A 19,009-nucleotide genomic window follows, 5' to 3' on the forward strand; every position below is an offset into this window, starting at 1 on the left:
ACGCTGCCGGGGGCGATGCAGGCGCCCAGGATGTAGGTCTCCTGCGCGTAGCCGATGTTCGGGCGCACCGTGATGTTGCCCGCCTCGTCCACCTCGCAGGGGTTGTTCAGCGTGCAGCGGCCGCCGCCGGGGCGTCCGGGTCCATGAGGTCGGACGGCACGTGCAGCAGGTTCGGCCCGGCGAGCTCGTCCAGCTCCGGGCCCGCCTTGCGCGACACGGCCGCCACGCGGGCGCCCTCGTCCAGCAGCGTCCGCGTGACCGCGAGCCCGATCCCCTTCGACGCCCCGGTGACGACCGCAACGCGTCCGGCAAGCCGCAGGTCCATGAGTTCCCCTCTCAAAGAGCGAGCACGCCCGATCGGACATGCGCCCCTTGAACCCCGCCCGCCACCGGACGGTTGCGGAGGACCTCAGCCGGCTCGGACCTCCAGGTCAGCTGCCTTGGGGGACGAGGCAGCCGGAGCGGGTGAAGTCGATGACGCTGCCGGGGGCGATGCAGGCGCCCAGGATGTAGGTCTCCTGCGCGTAGCCGATGTTCGGGCGCACCGTGATGTTGCCCGCCTCGTCCACCTCGCAGGGGTTGTTCAGCGTGCAGCGGCCGCCGCTCTCGTTGATGGTGTTGTTCACGGCGATGACCTTGCCGGACGCCGCGTCGATGACCGGCGAGCCGGAGGTGCCGCCGATGACGTCGCACGAGGACGTGTAGCGCACCGAGTCCTTCCAGGTCCACTGGTCCTCGCGGAGGCGGTAGGCGAAGCCGTCCAGGTCGCACGAGTACGTTCGCCGCCAGTAGCCGGAGACCACGCGCAGGTCGGCGCCGGCGGTCGGATGGGCGAGCGACAGTTCCAGGGCGGGCGTGCCGTACGTCTGGCGGATGCTCGCGTAGCTCTGGTTGAGCCGGTACAGGGCCACGTCGGTGTCCGTCATGGTGGCGTACAGCATCGTCGTCGCGCGCAGCGTGCCGAGCGAGCCCTGGCCGCTGGGGTTCAGCAGCGTGAACGTGCGGCTGGACGCCCGGTTCTTGATCACCTGCCCGGCGGACGGCATGCCGCCCTCGTAGCAGTGGCCGTTGGTCAGCACGAGCGCCGGGTCGCTGTCGGCGGCGTTCGGCGTGCGCACCAGCGAGCCGGAGCAGTTGCTCAGCGCGACGATCCCGGTGTAGTCGACGGCGGCCCTGGGCGGTGCGGGCGCGGCCGAAGCGGGCGGGGCGGTCAGCGCGGCGGTCCCGAGGCAGGCGGCGGCGAGCGCGCCGAGAATGCGTCGTTGCATGGCGGGGGGTCCTCTCGGGGGTGAGGTCGGCGGGGCGGGCGGACCGGCGCGCGGACGAGTGCCCGGGGAGCACGGCGGCACTCGGCGCCGGACGCGCAGCGTGATGCTAACCAGCCCCCTCGCACGGTGGAAGGAGCCGATTCCGCCGACCTGCGAGAACCCGGCAAATCAGGCAGGCATTGCAAATTCGGGCGCGCCCCCGACCCGCCCGAAACCCCAGCGAATCCAGCTGTGCCGCCTAAACCGTGCCGCCTACACCGTGCCGCCTACACTGCGCGGCATGGAACTCAGGGACGCGACGCGCATGATCCTCTCCGAGTCCGCGGCGCATCCGGAGCTGCTCCGGGTGACCCGCGACGCGCACGACCGGCTGGGCCGCGGCGAACGGGTCGCCTACAACGACCTGAGCTGGATGCTCCGCGAAGCCGCCCGCAAGAACGTCTACCCCGCCCTCCACGCCCGCTACGGCACTGCGGCCTTCAACGAGATGGTCGTCGTCATGGGCCGCGAAATAGACCACCAGACCCCCACCCCCACCCGCTGAGCGGGCTCGATTCCCTTTCCGAGGATGGCGGGCTCACGTAGTGAAGGTGCGCCTGTAGGCGGAGGGGGAGGTCTTCATCGCTCGGGTGAAGTGGTGGCGGAAGGTCGCCGGGCTTTCGAAGCCGACGGCCGCGCCGATCTCCTCGATCGGTGTGGCGCCGCCCTCCAGTAGCGGCAGCGCGGCCAGGACGCGCTGGGCGATGACCCAGCGGAGCGGGCTCGTCCCCGTCTGCCGGTTGAAGTGCCTGATGAACGTGCGGGGGGCGAGGCACGCCTCGCGGGCCATGCGGGCGACCGTGATGGGCTCGGCGAGATGGGCCAGCGCCCAGGCCATGCTGCGCGCGACCGGGGCGTCCTCCGCCGGACGGGTGACGGCGGCCTCCACGAACTGCGCCTGCCCGCCCTCCCGGTGCGGCGGGACGACCAGCCGCCGCGCGACCATGTTGGCGACGCGGGCGCCGTGGTCCTTGCGGACGAGGTGCAGGCACATGTCCAGTCCCGCGGCGCTGCCCGCGCCCGTCAGGACGTCGTCGCCGTCCACGTAGAGGACGTCCGGGGTCACGCGGACGTTCGGGTAGCGGCGGCGCAGCAGATCGGCGTACTGCCAGTGGGTGGTGGCCTCGCGTCCGTCCAGCAGGCCGGCGGCGGCGAGGGCGAACGCGCCGGAGCAGATCGACACGACGCGGGCCCCGCGCGCGTGCGCGTCCCGCAACGCCGCGACGACCTCCTCCGGCGGGTCGCGCCGGACGTCGGGGACGGCGACGACCATCACGGTGTCCGCCGACGCGAACGCGTCCAGCCCGTGCTCGGCCGTCATCGTGAAGCCGCCGACCGCCCGCATCGGGCCGCGTTCCAGCGAGCAGACCCGCAGGTCGTACCAGGGGACGTCCAGCTCCGGCCGGGTCAGCCCGAACACCTCGACGACGGAGCCGAGCTCGAACGGCGCCATGCCGTCGAACGCCAGCACCGAGATCGTGTGCCGCCGGACGGGGAGAACGGTGAGCATGGCGGGATCTTAGCGATGGCAGGCGTTCACGCCACTCCCGGAGGACGGCCCGGCACACGAGGATCGGTTCCATCCCCGAACACACGGAGCACCCGATGAGCACCGTCACCGCCGAGGACGCCCGGCGGCACTTCGCCGCCCGCCTGGCCTTCGAGACGGACGTGTCCGACGTGGCCGCGCATCTCGCCGCGGGAGCGCCCGGCATCGTCGTCGTCGACACGCGCAGCGCCGAGAGCTGGGCGCAGGGCCGCATCCCGGGCGCGGTCCACCTCCCCACCGCCGAGATCGCGGACCGTGCCGGCACGCTGATTCCCGGCACCGCCGCCGTCGTCGTCTACTGCTGGGGACCCGGCTGCAACGGCGCGCAGAAGGCGGCGCTGGCGTTCGCCGAGCTCGGCCGCCCGGTCAAGGAGATGATCGGCGGATTCGAGTACTGGGCGCGCGAAGGGTTCCCCGTCGAGAGCGGCGCCGGCGCGGTCGCGCGGCGGCCCGCCGACCCGCTGACCGCGCCCGCCGAAGACGCCTCCTGCGGCTGCTGAGCCGGAACCCGCCGCATGTTCCGGCCGGGACGGGGCATAAGCACGTCCCCCGGCGACGTTAGACTCTAGGAATCAATCTTCGACGCCCCCTGGCGTCAGGCTCGTCCTTGCAGGCCGCGTGCATCGTGGTGCCTCCCGAGACGTGCCCCCCTCTCGGAAGGTAATGCGTGACCACAGCTGACGCTGCACAGAACCCGACCATGCCCGCTACCGCGGACGAGGTGCAGGTTCCCACCTTCGCCGAGCTCGGCATCCCGCCGGTGCTGGTGAACGCCCTGGAGCGCCAGGGCATCGCGGCCCCGTTCCCGATCCAGGCCGCCGCGATCCCCGACGTCATGGCGGGACGCGACGTCCTCGGGCGCGGCAAGACCGGCTCCGGCAAGACCCTGGCCTTCGGCCTGCCGCTGCTCTCCCGCCTCGCCGACCGCAAGGCCGCCCCGAAGCGCCCGCTGGCGCTGATCCTCGTGCCGACCCGCGAGCTGGCCCAGCAGGTGCAGACCAACCTGGAGCCGCTCGGCCGCGGCCTCGGGCTGCGGTTCAAGACCGTCATCGGCCAGACCTCGATGTTCAAGCAGATCGACGCGCTGCGCCGCGGCGTCGAGGTGCTCGTGGCCACGCCCGGCCGGCTGAAGGACCTGATGCGGCAGGGCGCCTGCGACCTGTCCGACATCGAGATCGTCGTGCTGGACGAGGCCGACCACATGGCCGACATGGGCTTCCTGCCCGACGTCACCGACATCCTGGACGCCGCCAAGCGCGACGGCCAGCGCCTCCTCTTCTCCGCCACCCTCGACAAGGACGTCGACGTCCTCGTCAGGCGGTACCTGAGCGACCCGGTCACGCACGCGATCGGCCCGGTGGACGAGTCCGTCGACACGATGGACCACCACCTCCTGCTCGTGGCGCCGAAGGAGAAGAGCGCCATCACGGCCGAGATCGCCAACCGCGAGGGCCGGACGATCCTGTTCGCCCGCACCAAGCACGGCGTCGACCGGCTCGCCAAGCAGCTCGTCCAGGTCGGCGTCCGCGCGGCGGGCCTGCACGGCGGCAAGAGCCAGGGCCTGCGCACCCGCACGCTCGCCGAGTTCCGCGAGGGCTCCATCAGCGTGCTGGTCGCCACCGACGTCGCCGCGCGCGGCATCCACGTCGACGACGTGACCTTGGTCATGCACGTCGACCCGCCCGCCGACAGCAAGGACTACATGCACCGCGCGGGACGCACCGCCCGCGCCGGGGAGCGCGGCACCGTCGTCACGCTCGTCCTGCCGCACCAGGTGCGCTCCACGTCCGCGATGACGCGCCGGGCCGGGATCAACGCGCCGCGCGTGCGGGTGAGCTCCGGCGACTCCGAGCTGGTCAAGCTGACCGGGGCCCGGCAGCCGTCCGGCATCCCGATCGAGGAGCCGCTCATTCCGGAGCGTCCGCGCCGCGAGGGCGGCCGGGGCCGCCAGGGCGGCGGCGGCCGGCGCCGCGGTCCGCGCACCTACGACCGGCAGGACGGCGGCGGCCGCGGCGAGCACCGCGCCTACTCCGGCGGTGACCGCCGGGGCGGCGGCCCCCGCACCGGTGGCGGCTCCCACGGGGCCCGCCGCGGCGGCGCCCCCTCCTCCAACGGCGGCGAGCGCCGCGCGGCCCGCTACAACTGATCCTCGGCCCTGAGGGGCCACGTATCCGAGAAGCCCCGTCCGGCACCGCCGGGCGGGGCTTCTCGCGTGCGTCAGTGCGTCTGGCGGGGCAATGCTGCTCGCCGTCCACGCGCCGATGACGGTGGTCCCGGCCGTGAATTCCGTCACCCGCTGGCGGGGGTCAGCCGGCTTCTTCCTGGAGGGTGTCGTCCTCGCGGAGGGCCTCGTCACGGACGGCGGACTCCTCGCGGAGCTTGTCCTGGAGGATCTGAAGCCCCTCCAGGCCGTTCACGGAGAGGGCGGCAAGCTCGTCCAAGGACATCAAGGGGTCGTTGCGGAGCGGCGGCTGCCAGCCGTTCTCCTTGTCATGGCTGCGCAGGACCTTGGCGGGGACGCCGCCGATGACCGAATGGTCGGGGAACTCCCCGCGGACGACGGCGCCGCCCGCGACGGCGACGTTACGGCCCAGCCGGGTGCCCGGCAGGATGATCGCGCCGGTGCCGATCCAGCAGCCGTCCCCGATCACGACCGGGTTGTTCTCCGGCCACTGCCGGCCGATCGGCGCGTGGAGGTCGCCATAGGTGTGGTTCTGGTCGGTGATGTAGACGTTCGGGCCGGTGAACACGTCGTCGCCGATGGCGATGGACTGGTGGCCGACGATGTGGGTGCCGCGCCCGATGGAGCAGCTCGCGCCGATCCGGACGATGACGTCCGGGCCGAGGTCGAGCCCCGGGACGAAACCGGCCGAGATCGTGACGTGCGTGCCGACCAGGGTGTGGTCGCCGATCGATATCCACGGCTCGCCGTAGATCGAGCCGACCGGGAAGCCGATGCAGGCGCCCTCGCCGAGGTAGGCGAACCTGCGCCGGCCGGGAGTGTGCGGGGTGATCTCGCCGTGCCGCTGGATCCAGGCCCAGGTGCGGTGCACGGCCGTGTGCACGCCCCGGCGCGCCCGCTGCCTCGCGCGGGCCGCCAGCACCTGCCCGATGGAGCTTTTCGGCGACATGGCGTTACGGTACCGGGTGGTAGCAACGCCCGTGCACCGCGGTGGCGGGCCCGCGCACGGCGAAGGGCCCGGCCGTCGCCGGCCGGACCCTCCCGTTGCGCGCTTAGTGCGGCGAATGCACCTGACCGTCGACATCGGCGCCGGAGACCGTCATGGAGTCGGCCGATGTGGCGTCCTCCGCGTGCTCACCGGAACCCTTGGTCATATCGCGGATGACGCCGCGCCGCGTCGCGACCACACCGGCCGCGCCGACGGCTGCGACGACGCCCATCATCGCCATGAGCGTGCCGCGTCCGAGCCCGGACCGCTTGGGCGGCTCGACCCGTCCGGCGACATCGCTCAGAAACGTGCTCACCCGCGGGGCGATCCCGGACTCCACGTACCGGGCCGCCTGCCTGAGCCGCGGTGCACCCCACCCGCGGACGAGCATGAGCCGCTCCTCCGCGACGGGCGCGATCCGCTCCGCCGTGCTGGACGCGCTCTGCCGGCACACCTCGGCACCGTGCCGGGCCGCCTCCTGGACGCGACCGAACCGGGTCATGACTTCGTCCTGCGGCTTCCGGCGCATACTGATCATTAGGGACACGCTAACCTCCCTGTTTGCGAGGTCCTGTCATGCAGCCTTCCCAGCGATCGAGAGGTAAACCCCGTGAGCGTGACCGCCTGTTCACGCCGGGTAGTCGATTTGCGCATGACCGAGACCGTAACGTGCAGGGTTCAGACATCCACCTCATGAGGAGGCGGCCAGCGTGGCCAACGAGATCTTCGCGACGCTCAACACGTCGCTCGGCAAGATCGTGATCCAGCTCTACCCGGAGCAGGCGCCGGAGACCGTGGCGAACTTCGTCGAACTGGCGGAGGGCACCCGGACCTGGACCGACCCGCGCACCGGGCAGAAGTCCGACGCCCCGCTCTACAACGGGACGATCTTCCACCGCGTCATCGACCAGTTCATGCTCCAGGGCGGCGACCCGCTCGGCACCGGCACCGGCGGGCCCGGCTACGAGTTCAAGGACGAGTTCCACCCGGACCTGAAGTTCAACCGCCCGTACCTGCTGGCGATGGCGAACGCGGGGCCCGGCACCAACGGCTCCCAGTTCTTCATCACGCTCGACGTCAGCCACACCCAGCACCTGACCGGACGCCACACCATCTTCGGCAAGGTCATCGAGGGGACGGACGTCGTCGACCGCATCGGCAAGGTGCCGACCGGCCGCAACGACCGTCCGGAGCAGGACGTCGTCGTGGAATCGGTGACGATCGAGCGCCGTTAGGCGTTTCCACAGTGAGACCCCGCGACGGGTGACCGCCCGCACGGCCCACGGAGCGACAGATGAGCACAGACCACAGTCCCGCCCCCGAGACCTCGGTGCCGACCTGCTACCGGCACCCGGGGCGCGAGACGTATGTGCGCTGCACCAGGTGCGACCGCTACATCTGCCCCGACTGCATGCGGGACGCGTCGGTCGGGCACCAGTGCGTGGAGTGCGTCGCCGAGGGCAACCGGGGCGCCCGCAAGGCGGTGCGGCGGACGGCCGTCGGGGGGCGGGCGGCCGCGTCCGCCGTTCCGGTCGTCACGTACACGCTCATCGGCGCGTGCGTGGCGGCGTACCTCGCCGAGCTGGCGTCGTGGCGCGTCGTCTGGGAGTTCATGATGCTCGGCCGGGCCGTCCTGCCGGACGGCCACGTGGGCGGGGTCGCCGAGGGCGAGTGGTACCGGCTGTTCACCACGATGTTCCTGCACCAGCGCGGCGGGTCGTTCGGCATCACCCACATCCTGTTCAACATGTGGGCGCTGTGGGCCGTCGGCCCCGCGCTGGAGCAGATGCTCGGACGGTGGCGCTTCCTGGCCCTCTACGTGCTGTCGGGCCTCGGCGGGTCGGTGCTGCTGTACCTGGTCGGCGCCCCGCAGGACTCGGCGGTCGGCGCGTCCGGCGCCATCTTCGGGCTGTTCGGGGCCTACTTCGTGATCGGCCGCAGGCTGGGCGGGCCGGTCGGGCCCATCGTGGTGCTGCTGGTGATCAACCTGGTGATCACGTTCTCGGTGCCGGGGATCTCCTGGCAGGGCCACGTCGGCGGGCTCGCGGTCGGCGCGGTGCTCGCCGCCGCCTACGCGTACGCTCCCGCCGCGCGGCGGCGGCTGTTCCACATCGGGGCGCCGCTGCTCATGCTCGCGGTGCTCGCGGCGCTCGTGGTCGTCAGGACCGCCGAGCTGAGTTCGGGCGTGTAGCCGCGGCGGCGCGGGCGCCGTCGATCCGCGACGGCGTCCGCGCGGCCCGGCCCGAGGGTGCACCCGAACCCTGTGGAAAAGACCTGTGGAAAACCTGGGGAAAGCCGGGGTCCGAGTTCCCCAGCCTGTGGATAACCCGGCTCAGCGCCAGCGCGTCGACAGCACCACGCCGAGGATGATCGCCGTGAAGCCGATCCCCAGGTTCCAGTTGTGCAGGTCGGTCATGTACGGCACGTCGGTGCCCGTGCTCGCCGTCACGTAGAAGACGGCGATCCAGATCAGGCCGATCAGCCACAGCCCGACCATCGTGGGTACCAGCCAGCGCGGGCTGACCTCGGGAGCCTTGGACCGCTGCGGGGGGGTGTAAACGGCCTTCTTGCGCACTTTCGACTTGGCCACGGTGGGATCGATCTCCTCGTGCGTCCGGCGGCCGGAGCGCCGGACCGCGCATGGGTGTTTTGTCGGTTAGCGTAGTCGCTGGTGAACACTGTCTGATGAGCAGTTCTGGATGATGAGCGTACGGCGTTCGGCGTGGGGAAGCATCATCCCAGCTCTCACGCTCCTCGCGGGGACCCTGTTCGCGGCGAGCGCGAGCACGGCCCGGGGCACGAGCCTGCGCGAAGAGGGCCGCACCAGGATCACCGAGCTCATCACCGCCGAACAGCGCCGGGGCCGCGAGGAGCGCGCCGAGTACCGGCGGCTCCGCGACCAGATCGACGGTATCTCCCGGGAGGCCGGACGTCACGACGCGCGCGTGAAAAGTGCGCGGGCGGAGGCCGACCGGCTCGCGGCCGGCGCCGGGTTCACCCCGCTGACCGGCCCCGCCGTCCGCGTCTCGCTGGACGACGCGCCGCTGCCCGAATCGGACGAGCTGCCGCGCGGCGTCCACCCCGACGACCTCGTCGTCCACCAGGCCGACGTCCAGGCCGTCGTCAACGCCCTGTGGGCCGGCGGCGCCCGCGCGATGCAGATCATGGATCAGCGGGTCATCTCGACGAGCGCGGTCCGGTGCGTGGGCAATACGCTGATCCTCCAGGGCGTCGTGTACTCCCCGCCGTACCGGATCACCGCCGTCGGCGACCCGGACCGGCTCCGCGCGGCGCTCGGCGCGTCCCCCGAGATCGCCGTCTACCGCAAGTACGTCCGCGCGTACGGGCTCGGCTACTCGGAGCGGACCGTGGAACGGGCCACGCTGCCGCCCTACACCGGCAACGTGACGATGAAGCACGCTACGGTGCCGGCCAGGCCGAGCGGCTGACCCCGGGCGCGGGAACCGGCGAAGGAGGAGGCACAGGTGCGGACGGTGCTCCGTGGCGTGGGCGAGCTGTGCATCACCGCCGGCCTGATCGTCATGCTGTTCGTCACCTACGAGCTGTGGGGCACCGGCCGGTACACCCAGGGCCAGCAGGACCGCCTCCAGGACGAGATGCTGAACAACTGGCGCGCCGCGAAGGTGACCACCGAGCAGGTGAAGCTCGGCAAGGGGCTCGCGGTGATCCGCATCCCCCGGTTCGGCAAGGACTACCACTTCGTCGTGGTCGAGGGCGTCACCCGCGCCGACCTCCGCAAGGGCCCCGGGCACTACCCCGGCACGGCGCTGCCCGGCGGGCTCGGCAACTTCGTGGTCTCCGGGCACCGGACGACCTACTCCGCGCCGTTCAACCGCCTCGGCGAACTCGACCGCGGCGACAAGATCCTCATCGACACCCGCAATGAGCAGTACGTCTACACGGTCACCGACCGCAAGATCGTCAAGCCGTCCGCGACGGAGGTCACCGCGCCCGTCCCCTTCCACCCGAAGCGGCGGCCGACCGGGCGGCTCCTCACCCTCACCACCTGCCATCCCAAGTACTCCGCCGCCGAACGAATGATCGTCTTTGGCGAGCTGGCCGAGGCCCTGCCCCGGGTGACGCCCGCCGCCGGAAAGTAGGAGGTCCCGTGTACGCCTGGATCTGGCAGCGCCTTCCCGGCGCGTGGCCCGCCAAGACCGCGACCGCGCTCGGCGTCGTGCTCGCGGTCGCCGCCGTCCTCTGGTACGTGGCGTTCCCCCGGTTGGAGGCCGCGATCCAGTTCGACCACGGCGTCGTCCAGACCCCGGCCCCCTCCGGCTCCGCCATCCCGGGCGACTGACGGCCGGACGGGGGCCGCCGGAAAGTTGAGAAAATTTCGGTTGAAATCCGTAACGTTCTACGGCCGCGTGACGAAGACCATAACGAGGGCTTCCGCCATTGCCCCCGAGTGGCGGAAGCCCTTTCTCATGCCCGGATCCCGCCGCACCGCGCCGCCCCCGCCGCACCGCGCCGCCCCCGCCTCACCGCGCTGACCCGGCCTCACCGCGCGGGTCCGCGGCACGTGAAAGGCCCCGGCCTCCCTGAGGGAGAACCGGGGCCCCGTCACTCGCGGGACGCCGCCTGGGCGGCGCTCACACGGCTCAGCCGTCACCGCCGCCCGGGAAACCCGGGAACCCCGGCGTCGGGGTGCCGCCCGGCTGGGTCGGAGTCGGCGGCGGATTCTCCGCCACGAAGATCGTCACGGTGTCGCCCGGCGCGACCGTGGCGCCCTCGCCCGGCTGCTGGTCGTAGACGAAGCCCGGCGCGACCTGCTTGTCCGGCGGCGGCGTGCCCTTCTGCACGTTGCACTTCAGCCCGAGCCCCTCCAGCTTGCCGCACGCGGCCCGCTGGCTGTTGTTGAACAGCGTCGGCACCTTCAGGTTCGTCGGGCCGTTGGAGAACACCACCGTGACGGTCGAGTTCTTCGGCGCCTTCGTGCCGCCGGCCGGGTCGGTGCTGATCACGTTGAGCCGCGGCACGGTGTCGCTCGACTCGGCTCTCTTCTCGACCTCGAAGCCCTTCGCCTCCAGCAGCTTCTTCGCCGTCGCGTACGGCTGCCCGGCCACGTTCGGTACCTCGATCTCCGTCGGCGGCTTCTCGCCCTTGGAGATCAGCAGCGTCACCGTGGCGCCCTTGGCCGCGTTCGTGCCGGGCTCCGGGTCGGAGCCGATGACGTAGCCCTTGCGGATGTCGTCGCTGAAGTCGGTCTTCGGCTCGCCCACCTGGAAACCGAGCTTGGTGAGCTCCGCGGTCGCGTCGCTCTGCGAGACGTTGACGATGCTCTGCGGGATCGCGACCTGCGTGTTCTTGTCGCCCCCGCCGCCGCTGAGCATCCAGCCGACGAGCGCCGCACCGCCGATGAACAGCACGGCGAGCCCCACCCACAGCGCCGCCTTCTTGCCGGCGCCGCCGCGTTCGGGCAGCTCGTCGTCGTAGTGCGCGGGCGGAATCCCGTAGCCGTCGTCCTGCGGGCGGCGCACCTGCGTGGCGCCCGGCGGGTAGGCGCCCATGACCTGGGTGCCCTGCGGCTGCGCGCCGCCCATCAGCATCGTGGACGCCGCCGTCGACGCCACCGGCTGCCCCTGCAGGACGCGCTGGATCTCCTGCCGGAACTCGTTCGCGTTCTGGTAGCGGTGGTCGGCCTCCTTCGCCATCGCCTTCAGCACCATCGCGTCCGCCCACTGCGGGATCTGCGGGTCCACCTGCGAGGGCGGGACCGGCTCCTCCCGGACGTGCTGGTAGGCGATCGCGACCGGGGAGTCGCCGGTGAACGGCGGCTTGCCGGTGAGCAGCTCGTACAGGACGCAACCGGTCGAGTAGATGTCGCTGCGGGCGTCCACCCGCTCCCCGCGCGCCTGCTCCGGCGACAGGTACTGCGCGGTGCCGATCACCTGCGCGGTCTGCGTCATCGTGGACGCCGAGTCGGCCATGGCGCGGGCGATGCCGAAGTCCATGACCTTGACCTCGTGCTGCCGGGTCAGCATCACGTTGGCCGGTTTGATGTCGCGGTGCACGATCCCGCCGCGGTGGCTGTAGTCCAGCGCGCGCAGGATCCCGTCGGTGATCTCCAGAGCCTTCTCGGGCATCAGCGCGCGGTTCTCCCGCAGGAGATCGCGCAGCGTGCTCCCGTCCACGTACTCCATCACGATGTACGGGATGGAGGTGTCGCCGATCATGTCCTCGCCGGTGTCGTACACGGCGATGACCGAGGGGTGGTTCAGCGACGCGGCCGACTGGGCCTCGCGCCGGAACCGCGCCTGGAACGTGGGATCACGGGCGAGGTCCGACCGCAGCGTCTTGACCGCGACCACGCGGTCCAGGCGCCGGTCTCGGGCACGGTAGACCTCGGCCATGCCGCCCCGCCCGATCACCGAATCGAGCTCGTAGCGGCCGCCGAGCAGCCGAGGTTGACTCATATGTGCACTTTCCCTCGTACGTCTACACCTTGTCCTCCGAACCTAGCTTCCCGCTCTGGGTCGGCGAGGGAGCCGGGCTCGAAGTTGACGGAGTCGTGGTGCTCCCCGTCGGTGTGGGTGTTGGCTCTGGGGCGGTGGGCGTCGCCCTGGGCGATTTCGTAGATGGTTTGTGTGAAGGGGACGTCCTGGGCGTCGTTCGCGTTGACGGACGGATCCTATGCGTCCGGTGCCGTGGGGTGACAGCCGGTCGCCGGGGAGTCCGGCTCGCCCGGTGCGTGGGAGTGGCCGCCGGGTCGTCGACGATGTCGCCGCCCACCGGGCTGGTGGCCGGGGAGGCGGGTGGATCCCGCTCGTCGTCACCGCCGCCCGCGAAGGCCAGCCCCTTCCAGAGCGAGCCGACGACGATCACGCAGACCAGCACGAGGACCGCCGCCACCGACGCGTACGTCAGTGCCGTGCGTCGTTGCACTGCCCCGTTGGTGAGGTTATCCGCCGGTAGGTCAGCGTCAAATCCCGACAAAGCAGCCGTTTGGGTAACGATGACGTTTCTGCTGGTAATACCCTCGGCCGCCGCACCGGACCGGCGCATGCTGAGCGACGCCCGGATCGCCAGCGCCCGCGCCGCGACCGTACCCGCGTCCCGCGGACGGTCCACCGGGTCCTTCGCCAGCATCTCCATGACCAGCTCGCGGGCGGCCGGCGGCACCCGTCCCGGCAGCTCCGCCGGCGCGACCCGGACGTGCTGGAGCGCCACCTCCACCGGCGTCGACCCGTCGAACGGCGGCGCGCCCGTCAGGCACTCGTACGCCACCACGCCCAGCGAGTACAGGTCCGCCTTCGGCGACAGCTCCTTGCCCTGCGCCTGCTCCGGCGAGATGTAGTGCGCCGTCCCCATGACCATCCCGGTCTGGGTCTGCGACGCCGCCGCCAGCCGCCGGGCGATCCCGAAGTCGGTGATCTTCACGACGCCGTTCGGCGACACCATCAGGTTCGCCGGCTTGATGTCGCGGTGCACGATCCCGGCCTCGTGCGCGACCGTCAGCGCCCGTCCCACCTGCACCACCAGGTCCAGGACGGCCTCCAGCGGCAGCCCGCCGTCGCGCACCAGGATCTCGTCGAGCGGCTCGCCCGGCACCAGCTCCATCACCAGGTACGTCCGGCCGCTGTGCTCCCCGAAGTCGAACGCCCGCGCGATCCCGGGGTGCCGCAGCTCCGCCGCGAACCGCGCCTCCGACTCGAACCGGTCGCGCGCCCGCATGTCCGAGCCGAACTCCAGCCGCAGCAGCTTCACCGCGACCTGCCGGCCCGACCGCTCGTCCGACGCGCGCCAGACCTCGCCCATCCCGCCGGTGGCCAGCCGCTCCAGCAGCCGGTACCGGTCGCCCAGGACGAGGCCCGTGCTCACTTCTGCAGTACCTTCGCCATGATCGTCCCGGCGATCGGGCCCGCGTTGCCGGCGCCGGAGCCCGGCGCCTCGGTCATCACGGCGAACGCGTAACGCGGATTCTCCACCGGGCTGAACCCGACGAACCAGTTGGCGTTCGGGTTGCCGGGGCCCTGCTCGGCGGTACCGGTCTTACCGGCGATCCGCATGCCCTGGAGGTTCTTCGCGGTGCCCTCGGTGACCACCGCGCGCATCATGTCCTCCAGCTGCCCGGCCTGGTCGCCGCTCATCGCCTTCGCGAACTCCTGCGGCGACGCGCCGTACAGCTCGCTCTGGTCCTTGGCCCGCACCTTCTCCACCACGTACGGGCTCATGATCTTGCCCTCGTTGGCGACCGCGGCCGCGACCATCGCCATCTGCAGCGGCGTGGCGCGCACGTTCTCCTGACCGATGCCGGACCGGGCCGTCCCGTCCTGGCCGGTCGGGGTGGACTTGCCGTTCGCGTCCGTGTACGCCACCGGGACGTCGCTCTCCGCCGAGTAGAAGTCGGGCTCCAGCTCCACCCGCTTGCCGAACCCGAACTTCGCGGCGCCGTTGTGCAGATCCTGGATGCCCATGTCCAGCGCCATCTTCGCGAACGTCGTGTTGCAGGACTCGGCGAACGCGCCGCGCAGCGGGGCCGACCCGCCGCAGTTGCCGCTGTCGTGCGAGTTCGGCAGCGGACGCCCCGACTCCGGCAGGACCAGCTGGCCCGTGTTCACCGTCGAGGAGCTGCTGATGCCGAGCTGCTGCATCGCCAGCGCCGACACCAGCGTCTTGAACGACGAACCGGGCGGGAACGTCTGGCTGAGCGCGTTGTCCACCAGCGGCTTGATGACGCCGTCGCCCTTGTCCAGCTGCTCCAGCCGCTTCCCGCCCTTCTCACCGGTCTGCGGCGCCACCTCGTTCGGGTCGAACGACGGCCACGACGCCGCCACCTTCACCGCGCCCGACTTCACGTCGATGACCACGGCGCCGCCGCGGCGGCCCGGCTGCGTCCGCGCCTTCAGCGCCGCGTACGCGGCGCGCTGCGCGGCCGGGTCGATCGTCAGCTCGACGTTCGCGCCGTCCGCCTTCTTGCCGATGAACACGTCGAACCAGTGCTGCTGCGTGATCCGCTTGTCCTTGCCGCCCAGCAGCGAGTTGTAGGCCCGCTCGACCTGCGTGGCGCTGCCGTTGAAGTACCCGGTGACCGGCGCGAAGACCGCCCCGTCCTTGTAGGACCGGCCGTACTTCGGGTTGTCCTTCCCGGTCTCCTTGGACGTCACCAGCACCTCGCCGCCCGCGGAGATCTGCCCCCGCGGCGAGTTGAACACGTCCGCGTACTGCCGGCTGTTGCGGGCGTCGGTCCGCAGGTCCTCCGCCTGGCTGCCCTGGACGTAGTTGATCTGCGCCATCAGCCCGAAGAACAGCAGCAGCGCGAAGATCGCCACCCGTCGAACCGGCTTGTCCATGTTCATTGGGGGGAAGTCACCTCGTGCTCACGATCTGGGTCATGCCCTCGTCCTGGATCGCCTGCGGGGCGGGCTTGCGCGCGTCGTGGCTCATCCGAACCAGGATCGCGATCAGGATCCAGTTGGCCATCAGCGACGACCCGCCCTGGGACAGGAACGGCGTCGTGAGACCGGTGAGCGGGATGAGCCGGGTGACACCGCCGACGATCACGAAGACCTGGAGGGCGAGCACGAACGACACACCGCCCGCGAACAGCTTGAGGAACGGGTCCCGCGCCGCCACGGCCGTCTTCATCCCGCGTTGCACGATCAACGCGTACATCAGGAGGAGCGCCATCAGCCCGGTCAGCCCGAGCTCCTCGCCCAGCGAGTCGAAGATGAAGTCGCTGAACGACAGCGGCGTCCGCCACGGCTCGCCCTGGCCGAGCCCCGTGCCGAGGACGCCGCCCTGGCCGAGCGAGAACAGCCCCTTCATCAGCTGCGCGCTGTCGGAGTACTCGCCGCCGAGCTTCGCGCAGGCCGTGAAGCCCGGCGAGATCACGCCCTCGACGGCGTTCTGCTTGTAGATGTCGGTGTCGGGGTTGACGGGGACGACCTTGCCGCTCTCCAGCAGGCAGCCGCCGTCGAAGTAGGGCTTCGGGTTCTGCCAGATGTCGATGCGCTGGTTCACGTGGCCCATGAACGGCAGGAGCGTCGCGACGAACACGCCCACCGCGAGCAGCCCGACGCCGATCACCACCCAGGAGACCCGCTGCGTCGCGATGTAGAGCATCGAGATGAACAGGCCGAAGAACAGCAGCGCGGTGCCGAGGTCCTTCTGCAGGAACAGGACGCCCAGGCAGAAGAACCAGATCACCATGATCGGGCCGAGGTCGCGGCCCCGCGGCAGGCTGACCGGGCCCACCTTCTTGCCGATCAGCGACATCGCCTGCCGCTTGTTCACCAGGTAGCCCGCGAAGAACACGACCAGCAGCAGCTTCGCGAACTCGCCCGGCTGCACCGAGAACGGGCCGAGGTGGATCCATACCCGGGCGCCGTTGATCTCCGCGCCGATGCCCGGGACGATCGGCAGCAGCAGCAGGATGACGGCGGTCAGGCCGATCAGGTACGTGTAGCGCTGCGCCGTCTTCGGGGTGAACGACAGCCGCGCGTCCGTCTTGTCGGTGTCGCGCATGATCACGACTGCGGCGACGAACAGCAGGATGCCGACGAACGTCCACATCAGCTGGCCGGGCGCGTCGGCGGCGTCCGGCAGCAGCTTCTTGCCCGCCGCGGCGGCGACCTTGCGGTCGGCGCTGGTGTCCAGGTCGAGCCGGTAGATCATCGTCAGCCCGAGGCCGTTCAGCGCCACCGCCAGCGGCAGCAGCAGCGGATCGGCGTACGGGGTGAACTTCGTCTGCGCGAAGTAGGCGATGAGCGCGAGCACCGCGAGACCGCCGCCGTACACGAACAGCCCGGCGGGGATCGTGCGGTCACGGGCCAGCCCGACCTCCGCGAACGCCGACAGCGTCAGCACCATCGCGAAGATCAGCAGGGACAGCGAGGCCCCGTTGCGCTGCTGGTACGGCAGGCGCGCCCTGATCTGCTCCCCGATCGAGTGCATCTACGAACTCCCCCCGCCGGAGGGGCAGTCCTTGGCCTTGCCCGCCTCGTTGTTCGCGCACTGGTCGCGGCGGGTCTTCAGCCCGTCCAGCCCGGCCGTGGCCGCGTCCTGTCCGATGAACACGAACTCGCCCTTGCGCACCTTCGCGGCATCCGACAGGGGCAGCTGGGCGAGTGGGAGGTCGCTTGCCTGGATCCTGGTCTCCGCGCACTCCTTCTGGCCGCGGCCGCGCACGACGCCGACCTTGCCGGCCTGGTCGGCGAACGAGTACCGGCAGACGCGCTTGACCAGCTCCTCCCACCCGGCCGGGCCGTCCACCGGGATGGTGTCCTCGACCTGCTGCCGGAGAGTTTCCGGGAGGTCGGCCACCTTCAGCGGCTGGAGGTTCTTCGCGTCGGCCTCGCGGGACAGGCTCAGGCCGGGGACCTTCTGCGGCGTCCCCCGGTACAGGACGACGTTCCCCTTCTCCTGGCCGATGTAGTAGCCGTTCCGGATGTTCTGCACGAGCACGAAACCGCCCGCGACCAGGCCGACGACGACGACCCCGGCGACGACGACCAGCCACGTCCAGCGGCGGGCGCCGCCCCGCTTCGGCCGCTCCATCGGCGCCTGCTGCATCGGCGGCGGGCCGCCCATCGGGTCGGCCATCGGCGCGGGCGGCGGCGGCGGACGCTCGTCGACGGCGACGGGCGGCTGCGGCCGCGTGTCACGCAGCTGCGCCGCCCGCCCGGCCGGCGTGTCCGCCACCGTGGTGTTCGCACCGGGCCCGCCGCCCGGCGGCTCCGGCGGAGCGGCGTTCGCCGCCGCGCCCACCGCGTGGCCGGGACCGCCCGTCGGCGGCCGGCGCTCCAGATCCACCACGTCGGCGACGACGCAGGTGATGTTGTCCGGGCCGCCGCCGCGGTTCGCCAGGTCGATCAGCTGCCGGACGGCCTGCTCCGGATCGTCCACGTCCGTCAGCACCTGGAAGATCGTCTCCGCGGTGACGACGCCCGACAGGCCGTCCGAGCACAGCAGGTACCGGTCGCCGGCCACCGCCTCGCGCAGCGACAGGTCGGGATCGACCTCCCCGCGGCCGTCCAGGGCCCGCAGCAGCAGCGAGCGCTGCGGATGCGAGGCCGCCTCGTCCGGGCTGATGCGGCCCTCGTCCACCAGCGACTGGACCAGCGTGTGGTCGTGCGTGATCTGGAACAGGCTGCCGTCGCGCAGCAGGTAGGCGCGCGAGTCGCCGATGTGGACCAGCGCGACCTGGTTGCCCGCCCACAGCATCGCCGTCAGCGTCGTCCCCATGCCCTGGAGGGCGGGGTCGGACTCGACGATGCGGTGCAGGTTGTCGTTGGCGGCCTTGACCGTGTGCTCCAGCGCGGCCAGCAGCTCCGGCGCCGGCAGGTCCTTGTCGAGTGCGCGCAGCGCCTCGATCGCCGCGGCGCTCGCGATCTCGCCGCCGACGTGCCCGCCCATTCCGTCGGCCACCGCGAGCAGATGCGCGCCCGCGTACGCCGAGTCCTCGTTGCCCTCGCGCAGCATGCCGACGTCGGAGCGTGCGGCGTAGCGGATTCCCAGAGTCATTTGCGCAACTCGATCACGGTCTTGCCGATACGGACCGGTACGCCCGGCGGGACCGGCATCGGCCGGCTCACCTTCGTGCGTCCGAGGTACGTCCCATTGGTCGAACCGAGATCTTCCACGATCCACTGACCGTCCTGCGCGAAAATTCGGGCATGCCGGCTCGAAGCGTAGTCGTCGGTCACGACCAGAGTGGCGTCATTCGCCCGGCCGATGGTGATGGGCACCCCCGTGAGGTCGATGACGGTGCCGGCCCGCTCGCCCTGGACCACCACCAGCTTCGTCGGGGCGCCGTGCTGGGCGCTGCGCTGGGCTCGCGGCGGCTTCGGCTGCCGGGCCGGTTTGGGCGGCCGGGACGGCGACGGGCGCGCGGCCGCCTTCGTCGCCGCCTTCGAGCCGAACAGGTCTGCCCTGATCACGCCGACGGCCAGGATGACGAACAGCCACAGCACCGCGAGGAACGCCAGCTTGATCAGCGTGAGGGTGAATGGGGACATCGG

Annotated in this window: 20 protein-coding genes; 8 read left to right on the top strand and 12 right to left on the bottom strand. The window is 71.4% G+C overall.

Translation table 11 applies throughout. From position 1 onward, the window contains the following. Positions 1–106: 106 nt before the first annotated feature. On the bottom strand, positions 107–325 hold the full coding sequence (locus tag ACA511_RS01875; RefSeq protein WP_375022245.1) for an SDR family NAD(P)-dependent oxidoreductase: 219 nt from the start codon (positions 323–325) through the stop codon (positions 107–109). A gap of 106 nt (positions 326–431) precedes the next feature. After that, the gene (locus ACA511_RS01880) at positions 432–1,268 is read right to left on the bottom strand and encodes a serine protease (protein ID WP_375022246.1); all 837 of its coding nucleotides are present in this window, start codon (positions 1,266–1,268) and stop codon (positions 432–434) included. 280 nt (positions 1,269–1,548) lie between these two features. Here ACA511_RS01880 and ACA511_RS01885 point away from each other — a divergent pair, with 280 nt between their 5' ends. Continuing rightward, the gene (locus ACA511_RS01885) at positions 1,549–1,812 is read left to right on the top strand and encodes a hypothetical protein (RefSeq protein WP_375022247.1); all 264 of its coding nucleotides are present in this window, start codon (positions 1,549–1,551) and stop codon (positions 1,810–1,812) included. A gap of 33 nt (positions 1,813–1,845) precedes the next feature. Here ACA511_RS01885 and ACA511_RS01890 read toward each other — a convergent pair whose 3' ends face one another. Then, on the bottom strand, positions 1,846–2,817 hold the full coding sequence (locus ACA511_RS01890; RefSeq protein ID WP_375022248.1) for a helix-turn-helix domain-containing protein: 972 nt from the start codon (positions 2,815–2,817) through the stop codon (positions 1,846–1,848). A gap of 95 nt (positions 2,818–2,912) precedes the next feature. Here ACA511_RS01890 and ACA511_RS01895 point away from each other — a divergent pair, with 95 nt between their 5' ends. Together ACA511_RS01895 and ACA511_RS01900 are read left to right on the top strand one after the other, a co-directional pair. Beyond that, a complete protein-coding gene (locus ACA511_RS01895; RefSeq protein WP_375022249.1) occupies positions 2,913–3,356 on the top strand; it encodes a rhodanese-like domain-containing protein in 444 nt (147 codons plus the stop codon). Between the two features lie 200 nt (positions 3,357–3,556). Continuing rightward, entirely contained in the window at positions 3,557–5,002 is a 1,446-nt protein-coding gene (locus ACA511_RS01900; protein ID WP_375022250.1) for a DEAD/DEAH box helicase, read from the top strand. Positions 5,003–5,162: 160 nt separating this feature from the next. On the opposite strand, the gene ACA511_RS01905 is transcribed toward ACA511_RS01900, so the two are convergent. Next, the gene (locus ACA511_RS01905; RefSeq protein ID WP_375022251.1) at positions 5,163–5,987 is read right to left on the bottom strand and encodes an acyltransferase; all 825 of its coding nucleotides are present in this window, start codon (positions 5,985–5,987) and stop codon (positions 5,163–5,165) included. Positions 5,988–6,090: 103 nt separating this feature from the next. Continuing rightward, positions 6,091–6,528, bottom strand: coding sequence for a hypothetical protein (locus ACA511_RS01910; RefSeq protein ID WP_375022252.1), 438 nt, complete (start codon positions 6,526–6,528; stop codon positions 6,091–6,093). 208 nt (positions 6,529–6,736) lie between these two features. On the opposite strand from ACA511_RS01910, the gene ACA511_RS01915 reads away from it, so the two are divergent. Together ACA511_RS01915 and ACA511_RS01920 are read left to right on the top strand one after the other, a co-directional pair. Next, positions 6,737–7,261 carry a peptidylprolyl isomerase gene (locus ACA511_RS01915; RefSeq protein WP_375022253.1) on the top strand — a complete coding sequence of 175 codons (525 nt, stop codon included), beginning with the start codon at positions 6,737–6,739 and terminating at the stop codon, positions 7,259–7,261. Between the two features lie 59 nt (positions 7,262–7,320). After that, the gene (locus tag ACA511_RS01920) at positions 7,321–8,217 is read left to right on the top strand and encodes a rhomboid family intramembrane serine protease (protein WP_375022254.1); all 897 of its coding nucleotides are present in this window, start codon (positions 7,321–7,323) and stop codon (positions 8,215–8,217) included. A gap of 141 nt (positions 8,218–8,358) precedes the next feature. Here ACA511_RS01920 and ACA511_RS01925 read toward each other — a convergent pair whose 3' ends face one another. Further along, positions 8,359–8,616: a cell division protein CrgA gene (locus tag ACA511_RS01925; RefSeq protein ID WP_375022255.1), complete on the bottom strand. Its 258-nt coding sequence runs from the start codon at positions 8,614–8,616 to the stop codon at positions 8,359–8,361. 112 nt (positions 8,617–8,728) lie between these two features. Between ACA511_RS01925 and ACA511_RS01930 the strand changes: the two genes are divergently transcribed. From ACA511_RS01930 to ACA511_RS01940, 3 genes are read left to right on the top strand one after another with little or no spacing between them, the layout of a single operon-like run. Next, positions 8,729–9,475: a DUF881 domain-containing protein gene (locus ACA511_RS01930; protein ID WP_375022256.1), complete on the top strand. Its 747-nt coding sequence runs from the start codon at positions 8,729–8,731 to the stop codon at positions 9,473–9,475. Positions 9,476–9,511: 36 nt separating this feature from the next. Then, complete coding sequence (locus ACA511_RS01935; protein ID WP_375022257.1) at positions 9,512–10,147, top strand: class E sortase; 636 nt, start codon at positions 9,512–9,514, stop codon at positions 10,145–10,147. Positions 10,148–10,155: 8 nt separating this feature from the next. Next, positions 10,156–10,347: a hypothetical protein gene (locus ACA511_RS01940; RefSeq protein WP_375022258.1), complete on the top strand. Its 192-nt coding sequence runs from the start codon at positions 10,156–10,158 to the stop codon at positions 10,345–10,347. A 301-nt stretch (positions 10,348–10,648) separates the two neighbouring features. Here the strand turns inward: ACA511_RS01940 and pknB are convergent, their stop codons facing one another. From pknB to ACA511_RS01970, 6 genes are read right to left on the bottom strand one after another with little or no spacing between them, the layout of a single operon-like run. Then, positions 10,649–12,463 (bottom strand): Stk1 family PASTA domain-containing Ser/Thr kinase, encoded by a 1,815-nt coding sequence (pknB, locus tag ACA511_RS01945; protein ID WP_375022259.1) that lies wholly within the window; start codon positions 12,461–12,463, stop codon positions 10,649–10,651. A gap of 22 nt (positions 12,464–12,485) precedes the next feature. Continuing rightward, positions 12,486–13,868: a serine/threonine-protein kinase gene (locus tag ACA511_RS01950; protein ID WP_375022260.1), complete on the bottom strand. Its 1,383-nt coding sequence runs from the start codon at positions 13,866–13,868 to the stop codon at positions 12,486–12,488. Further along, entirely contained in the window at positions 13,865–15,346 is a 1,482-nt protein-coding gene (locus tag ACA511_RS01955) for a penicillin-binding transpeptidase domain-containing protein (RefSeq protein WP_375022261.1), read from the bottom strand. The genes ACA511_RS01950 and ACA511_RS01955 overlap by 4 nt, the downstream gene beginning before the upstream one ends. Positions 15,347–15,356: 10 nt before the next feature. After that, positions 15,357–16,943, bottom strand: a complete 1,587-nt coding sequence (locus ACA511_RS01960; protein WP_375022262.1) for an FtsW/RodA/SpoVE family cell cycle protein — start codon at positions 16,941–16,943, stop codon at positions 15,357–15,359. Beyond that, the gene (locus ACA511_RS01965; protein ID WP_375022263.1) at positions 16,944–18,512 is read right to left on the bottom strand and encodes a PP2C family protein-serine/threonine phosphatase; all 1,569 of its coding nucleotides are present in this window, start codon (positions 18,510–18,512) and stop codon (positions 16,944–16,946) included. Then, positions 18,509–19,006, bottom strand: a complete 498-nt coding sequence (locus ACA511_RS01970) for an FHA domain-containing protein (RefSeq protein WP_375022264.1) — start codon at positions 19,004–19,006, stop codon at positions 18,509–18,511. Before ACA511_RS01970 ends, ACA511_RS01965 begins: the two co-directional genes overlap by 4 nt. Positions 19,007–19,009: the final 3 nt, after the last annotated feature.

Source organism: Actinomadura sp. GTD37 (assembly GCF_041951365.1).
GTDB lineage: Bacteria > Actinomycetota > Actinomycetes > Streptosporangiales > Streptosporangiaceae > Spirillospora.